Consider the following 22019-nt stretch of genomic DNA (forward strand, 5'->3'; position numbering starts at 1 on the left):
ATGCCACCGTCTAAAAAATAACTTCTTGTCCATGCTGAACGACTCGCTTAGGCAAATCTCCGCCAAGCCAGTAAACAATTTCAGATGGATGTTCAATATCCCAAGCTACAAAGTCAGCGACTTTACCCTGCTCCAAACTGCCGTGTGTTTGCTCTAAACCGAGCGCTTGTGCAGCATGAATGGTGACACCCGCTAAAGCTTGCTCAGGTGTTAAACGGAATAACGTACTGCCCATATTCAGCATTAAACGTACAGAAAGTGCTGGAGATGTACCCGGATTTAAATCACTCGACAGCGCAATACGCACGCCATGCTTAATCAGACTTTCAATTGGTGGGTATTGTGTTTCACGCAATAAATAAAAGGCACCCGGCAATAACACAGCAACCGTACCCGACTCTGCCATGGCTTTGACATCATCTTCGGTCATATACTCTAAATGGTCAGCCGACAAAGCATGATAACGTGCTGCCAAGCTTGAGCCGCCTAGTGATGAAAGCTGTTCAGCATGAAGCTTAACGGGTAGACCCAATGATTGTGCCGTTTTAAAAACACGTTCGACCTGAGCGGGTGAAAAGGCTAAATGCTCGCAAAACGCATCTACTGCATCGACTAAACCTTCAGCATGTAGTTTAGGCAACATTTCTGTACAGATATGCTCGATATAAGCATCGCTTTGATCTTTGTACTCTGGCGGTAACGCATGGGCAGCCAAACAGGTACTTTTGACCGTCATCGGTAATTTTTCACCAATTTGACGGATTACACGCAGCATTTTGCGCTCGTTTTCGTAATTGAGTCCGTAGCCAGACTTAATTTCAATGGTGGTGACACCGTCTTGCTGCATACAGCGAATACGTTTAAGTGCCGAATTTAATAATTGTTCTTCACTTGCTTCACGGGTTGCACGCACTGTGCTAGCAATGCCGCCACCACTTGCTGCAATTTCAGCATAGCTCACGCCTTGTAAGCGCTTTTCAAACTCAACACTACGGTTGCCACCAAAAACACTATGCGTATGACAGTCGATGAAACCTGGAGTCACCCAAGCACCATTTAAGTCAACTGTTTCGGAATAAGTGTCGGTAGGAAGTTGTTGTTGTTTTCCAATCCAGTGGATGAGATGCCCTTCGGTAACAATTGCAGCATCTTCGATATAAGAATATTGCCCATTTTGCATGGTCGCAATATGGCAGTTTTGCCAAAGTTTTTTCATTAGCCTATCCTCGAAACTGCCCAACAGTAAAACTATTGGGCAGTTGATTTGTTAGCTTTCCATTTCTATATTTTGCTGGACAGGCTCACTTTCCTTTCCCAAGCTTTGCTCTGGTTTTACCCAAATGCGATACGCAATGGTTAAGAGAGCAAGCCAAGTGATTCCTACATAAATTGCAGGACGCGAGTCTGGGAAGTAGCCCATCATGACTAAAATGAACACCATAAAACCGATTGCAAAAGCAGGTGCATATGGCCAGCCAAATACAGGGAAATCTAGTGCCTTAATTTCAGCAGTAGATAATTTACGGCGCATCGCCACTTGCGAAAGCAAGATCATGAGCCATACCCAAACAGTTGCAAACGTTGCAATTGAAGCAATGATGACAAATACATTTTCAGGAATCAGGTAGTTCAGCACCACACCAATTAACAGCACGCCAGCCATAACCACAACAGTCATCCAAGGCACACCATTACGTGAAAGTTTCTTAAACACTTGCGGTGCTTGACCACGATTTGCCATACCGTACAACATACGGCCTGCACCAAATACATCACTATTAATTGCTGAAATTGCTGCTGTCACCACCACAATATTTAAAATATTTGCAGCAGATTTAATGCCTAAGTTTTCAAAAATTTGTACAAACGGGCTGCCTTGGCTACCAATCTGGTTCCATGGGAAAATCGACATAAGTACAAAAATAGTGAGTACATAGAACAGTAAGATACGGACTGGAACGGCATTAATTGCTTTTGGTAGAGTCGTTTTCGGGTCTTGTGACTCACCTGCGGTTAAACCAATAATTTCGATCCCGCCAAAAGCGAATACCACTACAGATAAACATGCCACTAAACCTGCAATACCATGCGGCATGAAACCATCATAAATCCATAGGTTTTGAAGCCCTGGTACAACATTGCTGTGGTCAACATGGAAACCGTAGAACATTAAACCCAAGCCACCTAAAATCATGGCAACAATGGCACTGACTTTCACAATAGAAAGCCAAAATTCGAGTTCACCAAACACTTTTACATGAATAAGGTTAATTGCGCCTAGGAACATGATGAGAGACAAAATCCAGATCCACCGTGGTACATCGGGATACCAGAACCCCATATAAATACCAAATGCAGTGACATCGGCAATTGCAACAATCACCATCTCAAAAACATAGGTCCAACCTGTGGTAAAACCCGCCAATGGACCAATGTACTGAGATGCATAGTGGCTGAATGAGCCAGAGACAGGGTTATGGACAGCCATCTCACCCAGTGCGCGCATAACGATATAAATTGCAATCCCTGCAACGATATACGCGAGTAATACTGAAGGCCCTGCCATTTTGATGGCAGTCGCCGAACCATAGAAAAGCCCAGTTCCAATTGCTGAGCCCAATGCCAAGAAACGAATATGGCGGGTGTTCAAACCCCGCTGTAGTGTGGAGTTTTGTGACATTTTAATCTCCAATCCTTGAGGAAATTTAGTTGGATTCGGCCACTCCATGTGACCGTTTTATCAATCACACTTCAGATAAACTAGGGAGTAGTTTTGGAATGAGTAACTCGTTTAGGCAACCACTCGCAAGCAATTCGCTAGCCTGTTCGATATCAGGAGCAAAGAAACGATCTTCACTGTAGTAAGGAACTTGATCGCGCAAGATTTTACGAGCTTGTTCAAGTTTAGGCGAGCTTTTTAAACCTTCACGGAAGTCTAAACCCTGACAAGCGCCTAACCATTCAACAGCTAAAATGCCACGAACGTTGTCAGCCATGTACCAAAGACGCTTACCGGCATTCGGAGCCATCGATACGTGGTCTTCCTGATTGGCAGAAGTTGGTAAGCTATCGACACTTGCAGGATGCGCAAGTGCTTTATTATCGCTCGCAAGTGCAGCAGCTGTCACTTGTGCAATCATAAAGCCTGAGTTAACACCGCCATTTGCAACCAAGAATGGTGGAAGTTGTGACATGTGGCGGTCCATCATCATCGAAATACGACGTTCAGACAGTGAACCAATTTCAGCGATCGCCAATGCTAAATTATCTGCCGCCATTGCAACAGGCTCTGCGTGGAAGTTACCACCAGAAATCACGTCACCTTGTTCAGCAAAAACAAGCGGGTTATCCGATACAGCATTTGCTTCAATTTCTAATACTTCAGCAGCCTGACGGATTTGGGTTAAACATGCACCCATGACCTGTGGCTGGCAACGTAAAGAGTATGGGTCTTGAACTTTGCTACAGTCTTCATGTGAATGTGCAATTTCACTTGAGTCTGTTAATAGGTCACGATAAGCCGCAGCTACATCAATTTGACCACGTTGGCCACGTACTTCGTGAATACGCGCATCAAATGGTGCACGTGAACCCAACATTGCTTCAACACTTAAGCCACCACAAACCGTTGCAGCAGCAAACAAGTCTTCAGCTTCAAACAAGCCACGTAACGCATAAGCAGTTGACACTTGTGTACCGTTTAAAAGTGCCAAACCTTCTTTAGCAGCTAAAGAAATTGGTTCTAAACCTGCAACTTTTAAAGCTTCAACAGCTGTTAACCATTCACCCTTATAACGTGCCTTACCTTCACCAAGTAAAACTAAAGACATGTGTGCAAGTGGTGCCAAGTCACCTGAAGCACCTACTGAACCTTTAAGTGGAATGTGTGGGTAAACTTCGGCATTAATTAAAGCCAACAAAGCATCAATTACTTTACGACGGATACCTGAGAAACCACGCGCCAAGCTATTTGCTTTTAACAGAATAATTAAACGAACCATTGCATCATCAAGTGCTTCACCTACACCTGCTGCATGTGACAGAACCAATGAACGTTGTAACTTTTCTAAATCTTCAGGAGCAATTTTGGTTGACGCGAGTAAGCCAAAGCCTGTGTTAATACCGTAAGCTGTACGCCCTTCATTTACAATTTTCTCAACGCAAGCCACACTTGCATCAATTGCAGATGAGGCACTTTCATCCAATTTAACTTTGATCGGGTTGAGGTACGCTTGACGTAAATCGGCTAAGGTCAGTTTTCCCGGTTGGATAAGTAATTCCATGTTGGCTTCCTAATTTTTTGCACTATATTCTGCTGAGACGGTGCTTTTCACAATTGCAAAAAGCACCGCTAGTTCTTCCATGTATTTTTATTGCGTGATCATTGGCAAGTGTAAGCCTTGCTCTTTGGCACAGTTAATCGCAATTTCATAACCTGCATCGGCATGACGCATAACACCTGTTGCAGGGTCATTGGTCAATACGCGAGCAATACGTGCAGCAGCTTCATCTGTACCATCACACACAATCACAACGCCTGAGTGTTGAGAGAAGCCCATACCTACACCACCACCGTGATGTAAAGACACCCAAGTTGCGCCGCCTGCTGTATTGAGCAACGCGTTTAATAAAGGCCAGTCTGATACTGCGTCTGAACCGTCTTGCATTGCTTCAGTTTCACGGTTAGGACTTGCAACCGAACCTGAGTCTAAGTGGTCACGACCAATCACAACTGGTGCAGACAATTCACCGCTACGAACCATTTCGTTAAATGCCAAACCAAGTTTTGCACGTAAGCCTAAACCAACCCAGCAAATACGCGCTGGTAAGCCTTGGAAGCTAATGCGTTCACGAGCCATGTCTAACCAGTGATGTAAATGTTCATCATCAGGAATTAACTCTTTAACTTTGGCATCTGTTTTATAAATGTCTTCTGGGTCACCAGAAAGCGCTGCCCAACGGAATGGACCAATACCGCGGCAGAACAATGGACGGATATAAGCAGGTACGAAGCCTGGGAAATCAAAAGCGTTTGCTACGCCTTCATCTTTCGCCATTTGACGAATGTTATTACCATAGTCAAATGTTGGAACACCCATTTTCTGGAAATCAAGCATTGCTTGTACGTGTTTTGCCATCGACTGTTTTGCTGCTTTTACAACAGCTTCCGGTTCAGTTTTCGCACGTTCACGATATTCGTCCCAAGTCCAACCTACTGGTAAATAACCATTGAGTGGATCGTGTGCACTTGTCTGGTCAGTCACCATGTCTGGACGTACACCACGGCGAACAAGCTCAGGTAAAATTTCAGCAGCATTACCATGAAGCGCAATTGAAATTGCTTTGCCTTCTTTTGTATAGCGGTTAATACGCGCTAAAGCGTCGTCTAAATCAGTTGCTTGTTCGTCTACATAACGAGTACGTAAACGGAAATCGATACTTGCTTGTTGGCATTCAATGTTTAAAGAGCATGCACCTGCAAGTGTTGCAGCTAAAGGCTGAGCACCACCCATACCACCTAAACCGGCAGTAAGAACCCAACGACCTTTTAAGTCACCGTTGTAGTGTTGGCGGCCTGCTTCAACGAAAGTTTCATATGTACCTTGTACAATGCCTTGGCTACCAATGTAGATCCATGAACCTGCTGTCATTTGACCGTACATTGCAAGTGCTTTTGCGTCTAACTCGTTGAAGTGTTCCCAGTTTGCCCAGTGTGGTACAAGGTTTGAGTTTGCAATTAAAACGCGTGGTGCATCTTTATGAGTTTTAAAGACACCAACTGGTTTGCCTGATTGAACCAATAAAGTTTCGTCAGTTTCAAGATTTTTTAGCGTATCTACAATTTTGTCGAAACATTCCCAGTTTCGTGCTGCACGACCAATACCACCGTATACAACTAACTCTTTCGGGTTTTCTGCAACGTCCGGATCAAGGTTATTCATCAACATACGCAATGGGGCTTCAGTTAACCAACTCTTAGCCGTTAATTCAGTGCCGCGTGGTGCACGAATTTCTACATCACGAAATTTTGTTGTCGTTGTTGTCACAGTCGGACTCCTTCCTTTGAGCTTACATCAGCAGAACATCACTTGTTTCTGCATTTGTATAGTAATGTATTAACTTGTATATACATCCATATACTACACAAATATTTTTCGGCGTGAAGAGGGTGACTCATATTTTTTTAATAAAATTGAATAAGCTTTTGAATTAAATTAATTTATTTTTATATCTAGCATAAAAAAAGCACATATCCTCTAATAAGACATGTGCTTTTTAAGACGTAAATGATGTCTTTTTATCGTTGAATTAACTCAATGACATAGCAGCTTTTAAGTTGTTTTTTGGGAAAATTGATTGATGTGACACCAGATTTTTTCTCAATTTTTAGTGTCTCATGAGCAGCAATCTGAACGGAATGATCATCCACATTTACTTGTGTTTCACTACCCTGATTAAAAATAAAAATCAGATCTGCCGAACTTATAAATGCATGCTCCGCTGCATCATTCAACCACTGAAAACGGGCATGAAACTTTGCAGGATCATAAATTAAATTTAAATCTCGAATTGCACCGTTGACCAGTTCACTTTGAACCTGACTCTCACCATGAAAAGCAAAAATATCGCCTTGGTTTAGCGTTTTGGCAGGAAGCTCATCGACATGCAGTACTATGCCCTGTCCATCGAGTACGCTAATAATGCGCTGCTTATTGGGAAATAACGAAAATGGTCCGGAAGTGGTCACATCTGCCATCGAAATGCGCCAATCGAAATCGGCTTCACCTTGGCTTCTGGCAATTTCTAAAGTGAAACCCGCACCGTTTTTCCAAAGCATTTTTGTATATTGATCCGCCCTGATCAATTCAATCATGGATTAAATTTCCCTTCGAGATAATAACGACTACCCGGATAAATCAGACGTGCACTTGAAATGAGCTGTTTGTTTGACCATGTACGGCGACGGATCAATAAACACGGTTCAGCTTTAGTAATCTTCAACCATTTACACTCTTGAGCAGATGCTAAAACCGCCTCAACAATGTGTTCACCTTCCGTCACTGGCGCTTTCGCCATGAGATAAGCATTCGGCGTAATGGTTTTAAAATCTTGTTCTAAATAATCTGGAATCAGCGCTGCATCGACTAAACGATCTTCGACCTGAACAGGTACATCATTTTCATAATGCACAATAATCGAGTGAAATAATCTTTGACCTTCGCGAGTTTGCATTAACACGCTTTGCTCTGCATTTGCATAAATTTGTTCTAAGACTAAAACTTCAGCGTGGTGCTTATGGTTTCGTGCAATAATCTCATCGGCGATATTATTAATTTGAAAAAGTGCAGTTCTGCCTTGCCCTTCAGCAACGAAAGAACCAACGCCCTGAATTCGAACGAGCAAACCCTCAGTCGTTAATTCACGTAGCGCACGGTTTACCGTCATACGGCTACAACCGAGTTGATTAACCAGTTCACTTTCCGAAGGAATTTTTTTATTTACAGCCCAAGTACCTTCATAAATCTTTTGTGAAATCAGCTGTTTTACGCGTTGATATAAAGGAACTGGACTATCAGCTTCAATCGAAAGCTCAGTATGTTCTTGTTTTGATGTTCTGGGCATAACAAATACTCAAAAAGGCAGCAGGCAAAAAGGTATTTTAGTTGACATGCTATGTATATACAACCACATACAACATGTTAATTTATGAATTAAATATATTTTAATAAGTCTAAAAAACAAACATAGTTCGGTAAAAGCTAATTTAAAGTTTTATGTAGAAAAATTCAAATATATAAAGGCTTTATCAATATTTATTTAATAGTTATTTCTGCTATGCCTGTGCTCAATTCAAGTAAGTAAATTTCTGGTTTACGAAATGCTGCTTAAAATTTTTATTTAAAATAACTGATCGATAGTATTCTTCTGCCACACAGTATATTAATAAAGCTGGAAGCACACCGAATGCGTAATTATAAAATAGATATTCTTCGAGGAATGTCTATCCTTTTGGTTCTTTTACACCATTTTAATATTCCTTATAAACTTAAAGATACATGGTTAGGTTTTGATTTTTTAGGTGAAGCATTTAGCACGGTCATCGCAAGAAATGGAAATTATGGCGTCACTATGTTTTTTGTGATTTCGGGTTTTTTAATTACCCATCACACTTTAAAACGAGAAAAACAATTTTCCGCAATTAACCTCAAGCATTTTTTATCCGACGGGCAGCGCGTATTTTGCCGTGTTTGGTATTACTCATTTTAGGGGTAAGCATACTTGGTTCATTTGACTTAAAACCCTTTATGAACCAAGCTCCGAATGGCATTGAGGTTTCCTATCCCTTAACCATATTTGCAGCTTTAACCTTCTGGATGAATATCCTGATTATTAAATTCGGTTGGGTAAACTACGCCTTGGGCGTGTTGTGGTCACTCTCTGTGGAAGAAGTTTTCTATTTTGTTTTTCCATTATTGTGCTTGCTTACGCGTAGTAATAAGGTCTTTATTGCTGTATTGATTGGGGTAATTATTTACGGGCCTTATTTTAGATCTCTACATTTTGGAGAAGAAAGCGGAGCTTATTTATATCATTATTTTTCGAGTTTTGATGGCATAGCAGTTGGTTGTTTAACTGCCATTTTTTCTCATAAATATCAGCCAAATTGGCACTATAAAAAACTTCTTTCATGGCTAATCATTTTAAGTATGACCGCTCTATATTTATATGCTCCAATTAAAGAAGTCAGCACATGGGGTATTAGCTTATTTGCTTTTGCCACAGGCTTACTGATTTTGTGTTTTCAGCATCCTTCCGAAACACAGGCGCATAACCTATTGACCAAGGTGATGGTCTGGTTGGGGCAACGAAGTTACGAAACTTATTTGTTTCATCTGGTTGTGCTGGGCCTTATGAAGGTTGCTTTTGTTCCGGCTCAAACCGACGCTAGCATTAAAATTATGCTTTTAATTGGTTATCTAGTTCTAACTTTTGTTATTAGCGCAGCAATTGAAAAATATTATTCCACCCCGCTTAACAGCTATATTCGAAAGATTTTTATTAAAGATAAATCATAAAAATAAGCCCCTTTAAAATAGGGGCTTTTGTTTTATTAAGCGATCAACATAGTTTCATCATCTTGCTTAAAAGGGTTCGACCAGTTCTGCCAAGCTTGTGGTCCTAAAGCCATTTCTTCATCACTTAATAAACAACGGTCTAAGCGTTCTATTAAAGCTTGCTCATCCATTTGCATACCAATTAAAACCAATTCCTGACGCGCATCACCTGTGCGAGCGTCCCAGTTTTTCTTAATTTGTTCAATACTGGCGAGGTCACTCGGCCAATCTTCTTCTGAAACAGCAGCCCACCAATAACCTGCTAAACCGTGTCGAGCCATTGCACCCGCTTGCGACCATGAATAAGCCAAGTTAGGGTCAGCAGCCAACCAGAAAAAGCCTTTAGAACGCACGACACCTGGCCATTCAGCCTGCACCAAATCATAAAAACGTTCTGGATGGAAAGGTCGACGTGCGCGGTAAACAAAGCTACTAATACCATACTCTTCAGTCTCTGGCGTATGCTCGCCACGTAACTCTTTTAACCAGCCCGGTGCTTGCGCGGCTTCATCAAAATCAAATAGCTGTGTATTTAAGATTTTATCTAAGGCAATTTTTCCAAATTGAGCAATTTCAATTCGAGCACGCGGGTTTAGAGTTTTTAAAATGGCGATAAGCTGGTCTTGCTGCGCCTGATCAATCAAATCAATTTTATTCAGCACAATCACATCACAAAACTCAATCTGATCAATAAGCAAATCGACCACAGTTCTCTCATCTTGCTCGCCTAATGACTCTCCGCGTTGTTGCAGTGAGTCAACTGAACTGTAGTCTTTAAGAAAGTTAAAAGCATCGACTACCGTGACCATAGTGTCGAGTCGAGCAAACTCATTGAGAGAGTTTCCATTTTCATCTTCAAAGGTAAAAGTTTCTGCTACTGGTAATGGTTCTGAAATACCCGTTGACTCAATCACCAATTGGTCAAAGCGCCCTTCATCGGCTAAGCGTCTCACCTCAACCAGTAAATCTTCTCGTAGCGTGCAACAGATACAGCCGTTACTCATTTCAACCAGCTTTTCATCTGTTCTTGAAAGCTCTGCCCCACCTTCACGTACCAATGCTGCATCAATATTTACCTCAGACATATCATTAACAATCACGGCAATACGGCGGCCTTCACGATTATTTAAAATATGGTTGAGTAATGTGGTCTTTCCTGCACCCAAAAAGCCAGATAAAACGGTAACAGGAAGCTTGGCAAATGAGTTGGCGATTGCAGTGTGCATGGCTTGATCTCTTTGAATAATATTTAAACTGATCATGGCTGGCCAATTAAATATGGCCAGATCACAGGCGTAACCTATTTCTAAACCCTATTAATGTTATGTTATAACATAACTGTTGATCAAGTTTTTATTCCAGTTTTATCTAAGCCAATTTACTTAGTCTTTGAAAAAATTGCTTTTATAGTCACTGACAAATCGAGGTTCTATAGTGATGGTCAGGTCCCCATGAACGGAATCCTTGGCTATCAATATGAATTTGTCCCGAGGCATAAACACCAAGCCCCATGTTAAGTGCTTGTCCTTTGGTTTCCCAGAACTGACAAAGTTTAGTTTTGGTTTGTTGAATATTGAACTGGTCTAAGTCGCTAGGCTGTTCTGGTCCAATTCGAAAATCAAGCGCTGCATTAAAGACATGTCGGGAAGCATCTGCCCCACCTGCACAGCGGTTTAAAGATAAAGCTCGATAGGCCGATGTCACTTCAAAATCGTTAATTACACCATCGTCAACCAATGCTTTTAAGATACTAAGCGTTGGTACAATATTAGACCAAATCTCGCGTGGTGGCACGGCATAAGGCTCCACTCCACATTTTTGCCAGTCACGAGCTGAACGCAATAACTCATAATCTGAAACTAAATTGGCAAGCCCTTTTTGCTTAAGAAATTGCTTATAAGCTTGTACAGACTGCGCATGATCTGCGGTTGCAATCCAGGCAATATAATCTTCGGGTTGTTGTTTTATTCTTACTACCGTTTTAGATGGCTGAGGCAAAGAGTGAGGATGTTTAGAAACGGTTGGCTTAGGTGTTTGAGTGGTACACGCAGTCAGAGAAAGTAAGATTAAACCTAAATAGGAATATTTCATAAATATGTTGTTCCTCCCTCAACATCGGGAGCCTTAGTTATTCATTCAACAAATGTTATAATATAACAATTATAAAGTCCTTTAATTTCTGTTGTAAATTTTAAAAATAAAAAAAGGGCGTATGCGATACGTCCCTTTTCGTTCCTAATTAAGGTCTAATTACACATCTGCTTCTAAAGCATGTACAGGCTGCTCAGCTTTTAACTTACGGCGTTTAAACTGATAAGCCACCATCAAACACAAAATCCATCCCGGAATCATCATAACCGCCACACGCATATCTGGTGTTAGCGACATGACAACTAAAATTCCAAGCATAAACGCCATGCAAAGGTAGTTGCTAAATGGATACATAAAGCTTGGGAATTTAGTGGTTTGACCTTGGCGCGTCATGAATTTACGGAATTTTAAATGTGTCCATGAAATTACGACCCAGTTAATCACAATTGCCGCAACCACAAGCATCATGAGTAAGCCAAACGCTTTTTCTGGGAAAATGTAATTTAACAACACACATAAAATAGTGACTGCCGCAGAAAGGATCACTGCATTGGTTGGAATACCGCGTTTATTAATACGAGCAAATACTTTTGGTGCATTTCCTTGCTGAGCAAGGCCGAGCAACATACGGCTACTGCAATAACTTGTGCCGTTATAGACCGAAACCGCAGCAGTCAAAATCACGAAGTTGAGTAAAGTTGCAACACCTTGGCTGTCTAAAGAAGCAAACACCATTACAAAAGGGCTGCCACCTTGTGCCATTTGATTCCAAGGAAATAATGAGAATAAAACAAGAAGCGTCGCAATATAGAAAATCAAAATACGATAGATAATCTGGTTTACCGCTTTAGGTAAAGTTTTATCTGGGTCTCGTGCTTCTGCCGCAGTAATACCAAAAAGCTCGATACCACCAAAAGCAAAAATAATGACCGCCATTGCCATGACCAAACCTTTAATCCCAAATGGGAAGAAACCACCCAATGCCCAAAGGTTTGAAATGCTGGCCTGTGGCCCTGCTGTACCGGTTGCAAGTAAATACGAGCCGAAACCGATCATAGCTAAAATAGCTAAGATTTTGACAATGGAAAACCAAAACTCCATTTCGCCAAAAAACTTAACATGCAGTAAATTAATACCATTAATGAGAATAAAGAACGTTAGAGCGGATGCCCACGTTGGGATTTGCGGCCACCAATATTGAATATAAAGACCAATTGCACTTAACTCTGCCATACATACCAGTACGTTGAGTACCCAGTAGTTCCATCCTGACATGAAGCCTGCAAAAGGTCCCCAATATTTATAAGCAAAATGACTAAAAGAACCACTTACTGGCTCTTCGACCACCATTTCACCGAGCTGGCGCATCATTAAAAAAGCAATAAATCCGGCAATCGCATAACCCAAGATTACCGATGGACCTGCCAATTTAATCGATTGTGATATACCAAGAAACAGCCCTGTACCAATCGCTCCACCCAATGCAATCAGCTGGATGTGACGATTACTCAAACCGTGTTTCAGGTTTCCTTGCTCTTGTGTTGACATATGATTATTCTCATCCTTGTAACGTAATTTTTTTCCAATAAATTACGTATATCATAAATTGATCAGATTTTCATAGGGATTGATGAAAAAATAATTGCGTTACTTTTCTCACAACCGCGCATGAAAACAGAAAATGCAAGAAATAACAATTATTATGCAATGTGTAATCAAATTATGTATTGCGTAATTTGATGAATTCAGTATTATAAGAACCATGAAGTAATTGGTTGTTCTCGGTCTCTATCAAACTCATAAGTAAAAAATGACCTGAATAAAGGTTAAAACTTACTGAGTAGCTCAGTCCCTAGACCGAACTTTTATTTGTATAAGACGCGAGATGAAGACAAGGAAGCGAAAATGGAACAAAAACTAAACTCTTTTATTGAAGTTTCACCTCAATCTGATTTCACTATTCATAATTTGCCTTATGGTATTTTTAGTAGAACAGCCGAAGGCGAGCGTCAGGTCGGTGTAGCTATCGGTGATTGGGTGATTGATCTCGCTGCTCTTGAAAAGCATGGTCTTTTAAAACTTTCAGATCAAGACACATACTTTAATCAATCTACACTCAATAAATTTATTGAATCTGGCAAAGCCAACTGGTCTGAAGTTCGTAAAACGCTACAGTCTCTTCTTTCAGTTGAAAACTCAACGCTTCAAGAAAATGAAGCATTACGTCAGGAAGTTTTAGTTAAGCAAGACAGCGTGACTTTACATTTGCCTGTCCAAGTTCCTGGCTATACCGATTTTTATTCTTCTAAAGAACATGCAACTAATGTGGGCTGTATGTTCCGTGACCCTAAAAATGCTTTGCTTCCAAACTGGAGCGAGTTGCCCGTTGGTTATAACGGCCGTGCTAGCTCTGTTGTCGTCAGCGGAACTCACGTCGTACGTCCTTCTGGTCAGATTAAGCTTCCAAATGAAGAACGTCCGGTTTTCTCAGCAACTCGCAAACTCGATTTTGAACTTGAGACTGCATTTATTGTGGGCAAACCAACTCAATTAGGCCAGCCAATTGCAATTGAAGATGCATGGGATCATATTTTTGGCATGGTTTTGCTAAATGACTGGTCAGCACGCGATATCCAGCAATGGGAATATGTTCCACTTGGACCTTTCAACGCTAAAACATTTGCAAGCTCGATTTCACCTTGGGTGGTTACACTTGAAGCACTTGAGCCATTTAAAGTTGAAGGGCCAAAACAAGAACCGAAGCCTCTCGCTTACTTACAAGAAAATATAGCGAATAGTTACGACATTAATTTGAGTGTTGAAATTCAAAGCCCAAATTCAGCACAAACTGATGTGATCTGTAAAACCAATTTCAAATATATGTATTGGTCTATGGCTCAGCAGCTGACTCACCACACGATTGCTGGTTGTAACGTTCAGGTCGGCGATTTAATGGGTTCAGGTACTATTTCAGGTTCTACACCTGACTCTTATGGTAGCTTGCTTGAGCTGACGTGGAACACCACCAAACCGTTAACACTTGCGAATGGTGAAACTCGTGGTTTCTTACAAGATGGGGATACGCTCATTATGAAAGGACACTGTGAGAAAAATGGTATTCGTGTTGGCTTTGGTGAAGTTCGAAATACGGTACTTCCTGCATTAGCTTTTGATTTTGCAGAAACTTCGGAGCCAGACTATGAAGCTGTATAGTTACTTTCGTAGCTCTGCAGCTTACAGAGTACGGATTGGCCTCAATCTTAAAAATCTCGCTTATGAAACTGTACCAGTTCATTTGGTTAAAAACGAGCAGCAAAGTGAAGACTATTTAAAGTTAAATCGCAGTGCCTTAGTGCCAACTTTAGTAGATGGCGATTTAACTTTGTCACAGTCATTAAGTATTTTGGAATATCTAGATGAACAATATCCGGAAACCAAATTACTCCCAAATGATGTGAAAGAGAGAGCCAAAATCCGTGCTTTTGCACAGGCAATCGCTTGTGATATTCATCCGTTAAATAACTTACGTGTGCTGAAATATTTAAAAAATGACTTAAATGTTTCGGACGAACAAAAAAATTATTGGTATCAGCACTGGATTCTTGAAGGCTTTCAAACGCTTGAACAGCAACTTCAAGATTCAAATGGACAATTTTGCTTTGGGCACGAAGCAACGATTGCCGATTGCTGCCTCATTCCACAGGTCTATAACGCGAAACGCTTCAAAATCGATTTATCTGCGTTTCCAAAAATTGAATCAATTTATCAACATTGTTTGTCTATCCCAGCCTTCTATAACGCGGCGCCAGAACAACAACCAGATTGGGAATAGTAAAAGGAGTTTCAACATGACATTTGCCATTAAAAAAATACATCACGTTGCATATCGCTGTAAGGATGCGAAAGAAACTGTTGAGTGGTATAAAAAAATGCTCAACATGGACTTTATCTTAGCTTTTGCTGAAGACCATGTACCTTCAACGAAAGCCTTTGATCCTTATATGCATTTATTCCTAGATGCTGGTCAGGGCAATGTGTTGGCATTTTTTGAATTACCAACCCAACCAGAAATGGGCCGAGATGAAAACACGCCTCAATGGGTACAACATATTGCCTTTGAAGTTGAAGATTTAAATGCCCTTTTAGCTGCCAAAAAACATTTGGAAGACAACGGCGTTAAAGTGCTAGGTATTACCAACCATGGTATCTTCCATTCAATTTATTTCTTTGACCCAAATGGCCATCGTTTAGAACTGACTTATAACGATGTACATGCTGAAGAGAAAATTGCAAAAATTACTGAAGAAATGAAAACTGAAATGTTAGATGAATGGAGCAAAACCAAACGTGCGCCACACCATACTCATTTCTTGCATGAAGAAGAATTAGGCGCATAATTCTTTCAAAGCAATCGTTTTAAAAGTCGGCATTGGTGGGAATAGTTTGAATGAACTGTTCTATATCAATGCCGATTTATATTGTTTAAATCTACTAAACTTCTATCAATTTACGCTATAAATGAAAGATGAAGGTGTTTGTAAGAATTGTTGATTATTAAACATGTGAATTTCGCTAATAGAAAAAGGTGATTTCTATTTTTCTATAGGCTCAGGCATGATGTAAATCGCATCAATTCCAATTTATGTTTATACGTAACTGTTTAACTGCTGAAGTAAATCAATTAAGGGTATTTAAATGATTGAAGAAAAAATATCTGGGGGGGTTCAATCACTTGAAGTTGGCTTATCCGTACTAAATGCCCTTTTAGAGCACAATCAACCGATTATTCTCAAAGACTTATCGAGTAAGCTTGAGATGCATCCTGCCAAAGTACACCGTTATTTGGTGAGCTTAATTCGCATGGATTACGCCAAACAGCTTGAAGACGGTCAATATGCTCTAGGCGATCAGGCATGGCGTTTAGGCTTAAACTGCATTCAGCACAGTGACACTTTACAGTTGGTACAACATCTAATTTACGACCTACAAAGCAAAATTGGCTGTGGCATTCAAATTAGTAAGTGGTCGCCAAAAGGCCCTGTGGTGGTTCAATCTATTGAATCTAATCACCCTATTTCGATTGTGACCAAAGTCGGTTCAATTATGCCTTTAGTCAATTCTGCTGCAGGACGTTTATTTGCTTCTTACCTTCCGGAGCATTTTATTCGTCCATTACTAGAAGCTGAATGGCAAAAACATCAAGAACTTGGGCTAAACATTGCACCACATAATTGGGAAGAGTTTTTAGAACTTAAAGAGACGATTCGCCAGCAACAAATGTCTGCGGCTAAAGGTGATTTACTTACGGGTATTAACGCTGTAGGTCTGCCGGTATTTAACTCAAACCAAGGGATTGAGTTTTGTATTGTGGCGCTTGATAGCGAAATGTTTTTACCCGTTGACCCACAAAGTAAAATTATTGAAACACTTAAAAATGAGATTAATTCGATTAATCAATACATTAAAAGCCGCTAAATCAATAGCTATAAAAAAACCAAGAGCATTGCTCTTGGTTTTTTTAGATTAGAGACAAAGCAAAACTTATTTTGCTTCGAGAACACCACGGCGGATTTGGTCACGTTCAATCGATTCAAACAATGCCTTGAAGTTACCTTCACCAAAACCATCGTCATCTTTACGTTGAATAAATTCGAAGAAAACTGGCCCAATCATATTTTGAGAGAAGATTTGCAATAAAAGCTTCTTCTGACCATCTTTAGTATTACCATCAAGCAAAATACCGCGCTGTTTTAATTCATCAGTCGGTTCGCCATGCTCAGGTAAGCGATCTTCCAACATTTCATAATACGTGTTTGGCGGTGGAGTCATAAATTGCAGACCCAAGCCTTTTAACTTATCCCAAGTCGAAATTAAGTCATCACAAATAAATGCAATATGCTGAATACCTTCGCCATTAAAATCAGCTAAGAATTCTGCAATTTGGCCGTTACCTTTGTCTAAATCTTCATTTAAAGGAATACGGATCATGCCATCTGGAGCAGTTAATGCTTTAGATGTTAAACCTGTATATTCACCTTTAATGTCGAAGTAACGAATTTCTTGGAAGTTAAAAATCTTCTCGTAGAAGTTCGCCCAGTACTCCATACGGCCTTTGTAGACGTTATGAGTTAAGTGGTCAATTTCTTTTAAGCCCGCACCTTCAGGGTTACGCTGGGTATCATCAAAGAAAATAAAGTCATTTTCATAAATGTCGCGGTCAACTAAGAAGATTGGCATGCCACCAATACCTTTAATTGCCGGAATGTTAAGCTCCATTGGCCCAACATTCGAATACATTGGTTCTGCACCAAGTTCAACAGCCTTTTTAAAAGCTTTTGCCGCATCACGAGTTTTGAATCCCATTGCGCAAGCAGATGGACCATGCTCATTAAAAAAGAATGAAGCATAAGATTCTGGCTGATAATTCAGGATAATATTGATATTTCCTTGACGCCATAAGTACGCTTTTTTCGATTTATGCTTGGCTACTTTTGAAAAGCCGATTGTTTCAAAAATTGGATCTAATTCATTTTCTTTTGAAACAAACTCAATAAATGCAAAACCGCATAGTTCTAATGGGTTCTCTAAAATATCCATCTAGTTTCCCTCTGGTAATTACCTGATCCGTTTACTTCTCATGCTGATCTGGTCAGCTCCTTTCTCTATAGAATACGTATTTGCTGGGAGAGTGTTTGAACCGTCAAAATGCCTTAGCCCAACGCATCCTATGAGAAAAAAACCAATAACTAAAACGAAGATTGAATGAGCGCAAAGCCGATGATTAATTTCCCTTCTATATGGTCTTTGTTTTCCATACACACTGTCCTTTCTTATCTAAAAGTACGATTGAGATTTTTCAATAATCCTTTAAAAATCGTCTTTTCCTAAAGTCATTCCTAGATTTATGGAGGCCAACATCCTTGTTGGTCCTCCAATGGCCATTTACCTTAAAACAGATGCTACTAAAAACAATTAAATTATGCAATACATAATTTAATTATGAATTGTGTAATTTATTAATCAAATTACGCCATTTGTTTGTACTTGTTTTAGATTTCATATTTTATAAATCATTGGGTACACTCACATGGCTTTTAAAGTTCTAATGACGGAAAACCCATGCTTTTAATCAGTGCCTGTTTAATTGGGGAGCCTGTACGCTACGATGGGCGCTCTTGCTTGCACACAACGCTTCAGCAGTTATTTTTAAATAAAAAAGCCCATGCACTTTGCCCAGAGTTATTAGGTGGATTTAGCACCCCTCGTCTACCCGCAGAAATTGTGGGAGGAACAGGTCAAGATGTACTTGATGGCAACGCAAAAATCGCGGATTCATCTGGTTTAGATGTAACTGAGCTATATTTAAAAGGCGCCTACCGTACTTTAGAAATTGCACGGCAAATACAAGCAACTTGCGTGGTTTTAAAAGAAAATAGTCCGTCTTGCGGTAGCCAAAAAATTTATAACGGTACTTTTCAAGGTGAGAGAATTACAGGTGTGGGGATTACCACAGCACTGTTACAGCGCCATGGCTTTAAAGTAATTTCTGAAAATGAGATTGAAGAATGGTTAGCAACACATCCTCTTTAAGGTTGTGTTGATTTACCTAATCAAAAACCTCTTAATTGCTTTCTAAAACGGAAACAGAAAGCACTCAATACACAAGCTACTAAATAGCTTATGGCTGCCATACTCCAAAAACCATAAATTCCCATTGCAGAAATCGAGTGACTCCCCCAATGCAGCCCTTTATAAGCCATCCACCAACCACCACCCAATCCGAAACATAGCACCATGACTAAAAAAATCAGCATGGGTAAAATCGACACATCCCAACAACGCAGCAAAGAGGTTAGTAAAGACATTAAGCCATCTAGAAAATGAGACATGCAGACAATCAACAGCAGTGATGCTGCCAAAATCTGTACAGCCAAATCATCTGAATAGAACGTGACAATTAAGTCCCGCTCCAACCATAAACACAGGGACAGACTGCCACTCACTGCCATAATTACCCATATACTTTGTCTGGCAATTTTGTTTGCTTCGTCCATGTTCCCACTGCCCATAGACCTCGACACCAAAATGCTATAAGCCGAGGCAATTGAGGAAGGAAAAATAAACATGAAGCCGCCCGTACTCGCGACAATTTGATGGGCTGCAGACACCACACTCCCGAAAGGCAAAATTAAAATAGCAACCGAACAAAATGCAACAACATCCATCAACGCCATGATCGCGGTAGGTATCCCTATTTTTAAAATCATACGCAGACTTTGTCGGCTATCTTCAACCGACCACTCTGGATGTTCAATAAAGATGTATCCTTTCTCCAAGAAAAACAGGTAATAAACAGCCAACATAAACCACCGAACAATAATAGTGGCTAATAAAGCTCCTATCGCACCGAGTGGCGGAATTGAAAATGAAGCAACACCATAAATCAAAAGATAGGACAAAATAATTTTAAGAATGAAGAAAAGACTATCTGATAATAAAACCTTGTGCGCATTTTCAGTGACCTGAGACAAAGCTGTAAATAAACGCATCACTAAATGCGCAGGTAAAATAAATACCAAAGCCCAAATACAGTTTTTAGTAATTGAAACGACATGTTCAGACGCACCAAATAATTTTGGTAAATCACGGAATACGTAAAGCAGGCCAATACTGATCAATGCCGAACATAACATTAGCCAAATGCCTTGAATAAAAATCTGACGTATACGCGGTAAATCATGGCAACCATAGGCTTCTGAAAGCTTGAGTATCACACCTTGCAGAATTCCCATCCCAATGACATAAATCACTGTATATAAAGATAAGGTTACCGATAATGCGGCGACATGGTCATTGCTAAAATGCCCTACATACGCAATATCAACCAATCCACTTAAAACTACAATTAAATTGCTAGAAAGCATGGGTATAAATAATTTAAAAATCTGGTTCATCAAAAAAAGCCTTATCTTTTTCTTTGCGATTTATGTTGATATTCACGTTATTTTTAATGCATCAATTCAAAGCAAAAGACATACCAGTTCTAAATTCAGCTCTTCCTAAAATGTTCTTTAAATAAAAAAGCCAAACTATTCGTTTGGCCTTTTTTAATGTGTGTTGTATACAGTTATTCCTGTTTGTGTTTACTTGCCCAATAAGTCGCTAGTGCAGGCCCAGAAATATTGTGCCAAAGACTGAAAATCGCGCTTGGTACGGCAGTAATCGGGGAAGCCGCAAAATGCACTGCTGCAAGCGCTACGCCTAAGCCTGAGTTTTGCATACCGACTTCTACCGCAATTGCTTTACTGTCTGCATAAGGCAATTTAAAGAAACGCGCTGCGGTAAAACCTAATAAATAACCCAGCCCGTTATGTAATACCACTACCGCCAAAATGAGCAAACCCGACTGTAAAATAGCTGCTTTACTGCCGCCAATAATGGCTGCCACAATCGCAACAATTGCAATCACCGAAACTAAAGGCATGACTTGAATATAAGATTCGACCTGACGTTTAAGCCAAGTTCGTAAAATCAGACCAATCACAATCGGAAGTAGCACCACCTGCAAAATTGAAATAAACATCGAAGCTGCATCAATCTTTAACCATTGGCTGGCAAGCAGATAGAAAATTGCAGGCGTTAATACAGGAGCTAAAAGTGTTGATACCGATGTACAAGCGACCGATAAAGCCACATTGCCTTTAGCCATATAGGTAATCACGTTTGAAGCTGTTCCGCCTGGGCAACAACCTACCAAAATAACGCCGACTGCAATTTCAGGAGGCAAATTAAATAATTTACACAGAACAAATGCCAAACCGGGCATCACCACAAACTGTGCTACTACCCCAATTAATACCGCTTTAGGGCTTTGTAAAACCCCTTTAAAGTCATCAACGGTCATGGTCATTCCCATGCCGAGCATAATAATGCCCAAGATCCATGGAATATAAGCTTTAAGCCAGACAAAAAACTCAGGTTGCCAGAGTGCCAATGCCGCAAAAACGATGACCCATAAAGCAAACGTTTTCTGAACAAAGTGAGTAAAACGTAATAATGCAGACATGCTGTTCATCCATATCAAATTGCAATTAAAGCCCAAACAACATGGACACTATCTCTAGCATTCACTCAACAAATCAGTTGATTGAATACGGACAACGCCTTGCTGCTGCATGGCTTGCCATGCCTGCTCTAAAGAGCCATTGAGATTAATGCCTTTACAGGCATCTTCAATCACTAAAGTTTTAAAGCCTAGTTGAATGGCATCTAAAGCAGTCCATACGACACAAAAGTCTGTAGCTATACCGACCACATAAACCGTATCAATGCCGCGCTCTTTTAAGTAACCCGTTAAACCCGTCATGGTGGTGTGGTCTGCTTCCACAAAAGCCGAGTAACTATCAATATGAGCATGAAAACCTTTTCGGATAATCAGTTGAGCTGACGGGATATTTAAATCCGGATGAAACTCGGCATCATGCGTGCCTTGTACACAATGCTTAGGCCAAAGCACTTGTGATCCATAGTCAAGTTCAATGGTTTCAAATGGCTGCTTACCCGAGTGGTTAGCTGCAAAAGAAATATGATTATCTGGATGCCAGTCTTGTGTAAGAATTACATTTTCAAAACAACCCGCCAATTGGTTAATAGTTGGAATAATTGTATCGGCGTCGGCAACTGCTAAGTTCCCACCTGGCGTAAAACCATTTTGTACATCAACTACGACTAAAGCCGCATTTTGTGGTTGTTTATTCATTTTCATGCCATCTTAAGTCCCATTCGGGAGAAATATGCATTTTATCTTGCCAT

Annotated in this window: 18 protein-coding genes and 1 pseudogene; 6 read left to right on the forward strand and 13 right to left on the reverse strand. The window is 40.4% G+C overall.

Going from position 1 to position 22019, the window contains the following annotated elements; all coding sequences use genetic code 11:
• Positions 1-10 precede the first annotated feature (10 nt).
• From hutI to hutC, 6 genes are all read right to left on the reverse strand, one after another.
• Positions 11-1216 carry an imidazolonepropionase gene (hutI, locus tag CSB87_RS09100; protein ID WP_004884994.1) on the reverse strand — a complete coding sequence of 402 codons (1206 nt, stop codon included), beginning with the start codon at positions 1214-1216 and terminating at the stop codon, positions 11-13.
• A 51-nt stretch (positions 1217-1267) separates the two neighbouring features.
• Positions 1268-2680 (reverse strand): amino acid permease, encoded by a 1413-nt coding sequence (locus CSB87_RS09105; protein WP_004711375.1) that lies wholly within the window; start codon positions 2678-2680, stop codon positions 1268-1270.
• A gap of 64 nt (positions 2681-2744) precedes the next feature.
• Positions 2745-4283: a histidine ammonia-lyase gene (hutH, locus tag CSB87_RS09110; RefSeq protein WP_004884998.1), complete on the reverse strand. Its 1539-nt coding sequence runs from the start codon at positions 4281-4283 to the stop codon at positions 2745-2747.
• A gap of 87 nt (positions 4284-4370) precedes the next feature.
• Positions 4371-6047: a urocanate hydratase gene (gene hutU / locus CSB87_RS09115; protein WP_004885000.1), complete on the reverse strand. Its 1677-nt coding sequence runs from the start codon at positions 6045-6047 to the stop codon at positions 4371-4373.
• Positions 6048-6298: 251 nt separating this feature from the next.
• Positions 6299-6874: a HutD family protein gene (locus CSB87_RS09120; protein ID WP_004885001.1), complete on the reverse strand. Its 576-nt coding sequence runs from the start codon at positions 6872-6874 to the stop codon at positions 6299-6301.
• On the reverse strand, positions 6871-7623 hold the full coding sequence (gene hutC / locus CSB87_RS09125) for a histidine utilization repressor (protein WP_002132315.1): 753 nt from the start codon (positions 7621-7623) through the stop codon (positions 6871-6873). Before hutC ends, CSB87_RS09120 begins: the two co-directional genes overlap by 4 nt.
• A gap of 342 nt (positions 7624-7965) precedes the next feature.
• Between hutC and CSB87_RS09130 the strand changes: the two are divergent.
• A pseudogene (locus CSB87_RS09130) lies at positions 7966-9077 on the forward strand (acyltransferase family protein).
• Positions 9078-9112: 35 nt separating this feature from the next.
• On the opposite strand, the gene zigA reads toward CSB87_RS09130, so the two are convergent.
• From zigA to CSB87_RS09145, 3 genes are all read right to left on the reverse strand, one after another.
• Positions 9113-10378 carry a zinc metallochaperone GTPase ZigA gene (zigA, locus tag CSB87_RS09135; protein WP_079377818.1) on the reverse strand — a complete coding sequence of 422 codons (1266 nt, stop codon included), beginning with the start codon at positions 10376-10378 and terminating at the stop codon, positions 9113-9115.
• Between the two features lie 148 nt (positions 10379-10526).
• Positions 10527-11207, reverse strand: a complete 681-nt coding sequence (locus CSB87_RS09140) for a YcbK family protein (RefSeq protein WP_004885011.1) — start codon at positions 11205-11207, stop codon at positions 10527-10529.
• A 159-nt stretch (positions 11208-11366) separates the two neighbouring features.
• The gene (locus CSB87_RS09145; protein ID WP_002053770.1) at positions 11367-12755 is read right to left on the reverse strand and encodes an amino acid permease; all 1389 of its coding nucleotides are present in this window, start codon (positions 12753-12755) and stop codon (positions 11367-11369) included.
• Positions 12756-13112: 357 nt separating this feature from the next.
• Here CSB87_RS09145 and fahA point away from each other — a divergent pair, with 357 nt between their 5' ends.
• From fahA to CSB87_RS09165, 4 genes are all read left to right on the forward strand, one after another.
• Entirely contained in the window at positions 13113-14420 is a 1308-nt protein-coding gene (gene fahA / locus CSB87_RS09150) for a fumarylacetoacetase (protein WP_031953572.1), read from the forward strand.
• Positions 14407-15039 (forward strand): maleylacetoacetate isomerase, encoded by a 633-nt coding sequence (gene maiA, locus CSB87_RS09155; protein WP_004885015.1) that lies wholly within the window; start codon positions 14407-14409, stop codon positions 15037-15039. The genes fahA and maiA overlap by 14 nt, the downstream gene beginning before the upstream one ends.
• Positions 15040-15055: 16 nt before the next feature.
• Positions 15056-15604, forward strand: coding sequence for a VOC family protein (locus tag CSB87_RS09160; RefSeq protein WP_004711359.1), 549 nt, complete (start codon positions 15056-15058; stop codon positions 15602-15604).
• Between the two features lie 298 nt (positions 15605-15902).
• Positions 15903-16682, forward strand: coding sequence for an IclR family transcriptional regulator (locus CSB87_RS09165; RefSeq protein WP_004885016.1), 780 nt, complete (start codon positions 15903-15905; stop codon positions 16680-16682).
• Positions 16683-16748: 66 nt separating this feature from the next.
• Here CSB87_RS09165 and hppD read toward each other — a convergent pair whose 3' ends face one another.
• Entirely contained in the window at positions 16749-17804 is a 1056-nt protein-coding gene (hppD, locus tag CSB87_RS09170) for a 4-hydroxyphenylpyruvate dioxygenase (RefSeq protein ID WP_004885019.1), read from the reverse strand.
• A 522-nt stretch (positions 17805-18326) separates the two neighbouring features.
• Here hppD and CSB87_RS09175 point away from each other — a divergent pair.
• Entirely contained in the window at positions 18327-18797 is a 471-nt protein-coding gene (locus CSB87_RS09175; protein ID WP_004885021.1) for a DUF523 domain-containing protein, read from the forward strand.
• A 20-nt stretch (positions 18798-18817) separates the two neighbouring features.
• Here the strand turns inward: CSB87_RS09175 and CSB87_RS09180 are convergent, their stop codons facing one another.
• The 3 genes from CSB87_RS09180 to pncA form a co-directional block, all read right to left on the reverse strand.
• A complete protein-coding gene (locus CSB87_RS09180) occupies positions 18818-20161 on the reverse strand; it encodes an MATE family efflux transporter (protein WP_004885023.1) in 1344 nt (447 codons plus the stop codon).
• Positions 20162-20334: 173 nt separating this feature from the next.
• Positions 20335-21273, reverse strand: coding sequence for a bile acid:sodium symporter family protein (locus tag CSB87_RS09185; protein WP_004885024.1), 939 nt, complete (start codon positions 21271-21273; stop codon positions 20335-20337).
• A 54-nt stretch (positions 21274-21327) separates the two neighbouring features.
• On the reverse strand, positions 21328-21972 hold the full coding sequence (pncA, locus tag CSB87_RS09190; protein WP_004885026.1) for a bifunctional nicotinamidase/pyrazinamidase: 645 nt from the start codon (positions 21970-21972) through the stop codon (positions 21328-21330).
• Between the last annotated feature and the right edge of the window lie 47 nt (positions 21973-22019).

Source organism: Acinetobacter sp. AR_0276, from assembly GCF_003000705.1.
Lineage (GTDB): Bacteria > Pseudomonadota > Gammaproteobacteria > Pseudomonadales > Moraxellaceae > Acinetobacter > Acinetobacter nosocomialis.

Coding starts and splice junctions, on each gene's coding strand:
- pncA (WP_004885026.1), bottom strand. CDS start 21,972: ATGAAAATGAATAAACAACCACAAAATGCGGCTTTAGTCGTAGTTGAT.
- CSB87_RS09160 (WP_004711359.1), top strand. CDS start 15,056: ATGACATTTGCCATTAAAAAAATACATCACGTTGCATATCGCTGTAAG.
- CSB87_RS09120 (WP_004885001.1), bottom strand. CDS start 6,874: ATGATTGAATTGATCAGGGCGGATCAATATACAAAAATGCTTTGGAAA.
- CSB87_RS09165 (WP_004885016.1), top strand. CDS start 15,903: ATGATTGAAGAAAAAATATCTGGGGGGGTTCAATCACTTGAAGTTGGC.
- CSB87_RS09145 (WP_002053770.1), bottom strand. CDS start 12,755: ATGTCAACACAAGAGCAAGGAAACCTGAAACACGGTTTGAGTAATCGT.
- CSB87_RS09180 (WP_004885023.1), bottom strand. CDS start 20,161: ATGAACCAGATTTTTAAATTATTTATACCCATGCTTTCTAGCAATTTA.
- hutC (WP_002132315.1), bottom strand. CDS start 7,623: ATGCCCAGAACATCAAAACAAGAACATACTGAGCTTTCGATTGAAGCT.
- hutI (WP_004884994.1), bottom strand. CDS start 1,216: ATGAAAAAACTTTGGCAAAACTGCCATATTGCGACCATGCAAAATGGG.
- zigA (WP_079377818.1), bottom strand. CDS start 10,378: ATGATCAGTTTAAATATTATTCAAAGAGATCAAGCCATGCACACTGCA.
- maiA (WP_004885015.1), top strand. CDS start 14,407: ATGAAGCTGTATAGTTACTTTCGTAGCTCTGCAGCTTACAGAGTACGG.
- hutH (WP_004884998.1), bottom strand. CDS start 4,283: ATGGAATTACTTATCCAACCGGGAAAACTGACCTTAGCCGATTTACGT.
- CSB87_RS09185 (WP_004885024.1), bottom strand. CDS start 21,273: ATGTCTGCATTATTACGTTTTACTCACTTTGTTCAGAAAACGTTTGCT.
- CSB87_RS09175 (WP_004885021.1), top strand. CDS start 18,327: ATGCTTTTAATCAGTGCCTGTTTAATTGGGGAGCCTGTACGCTACGAT.
- CSB87_RS09140 (WP_004885011.1), bottom strand. CDS start 11,207: ATGAAATATTCCTATTTAGGTTTAATCTTACTTTCTCTGACTGCGTGT.
- CSB87_RS09105 (WP_004711375.1), bottom strand. CDS start 2,680: ATGTCACAAAACTCCACACTACAGCGGGGTTTGAACACCCGCCATATT.
- hppD (WP_004885019.1), bottom strand. CDS start 17,804: ATGGATATTTTAGAGAACCCATTAGAACTATGCGGTTTTGCATTTATT.
- fahA (WP_031953572.1), top strand. CDS start 13,113: ATGGAACAAAAACTAAACTCTTTTATTGAAGTTTCACCTCAATCTGAT.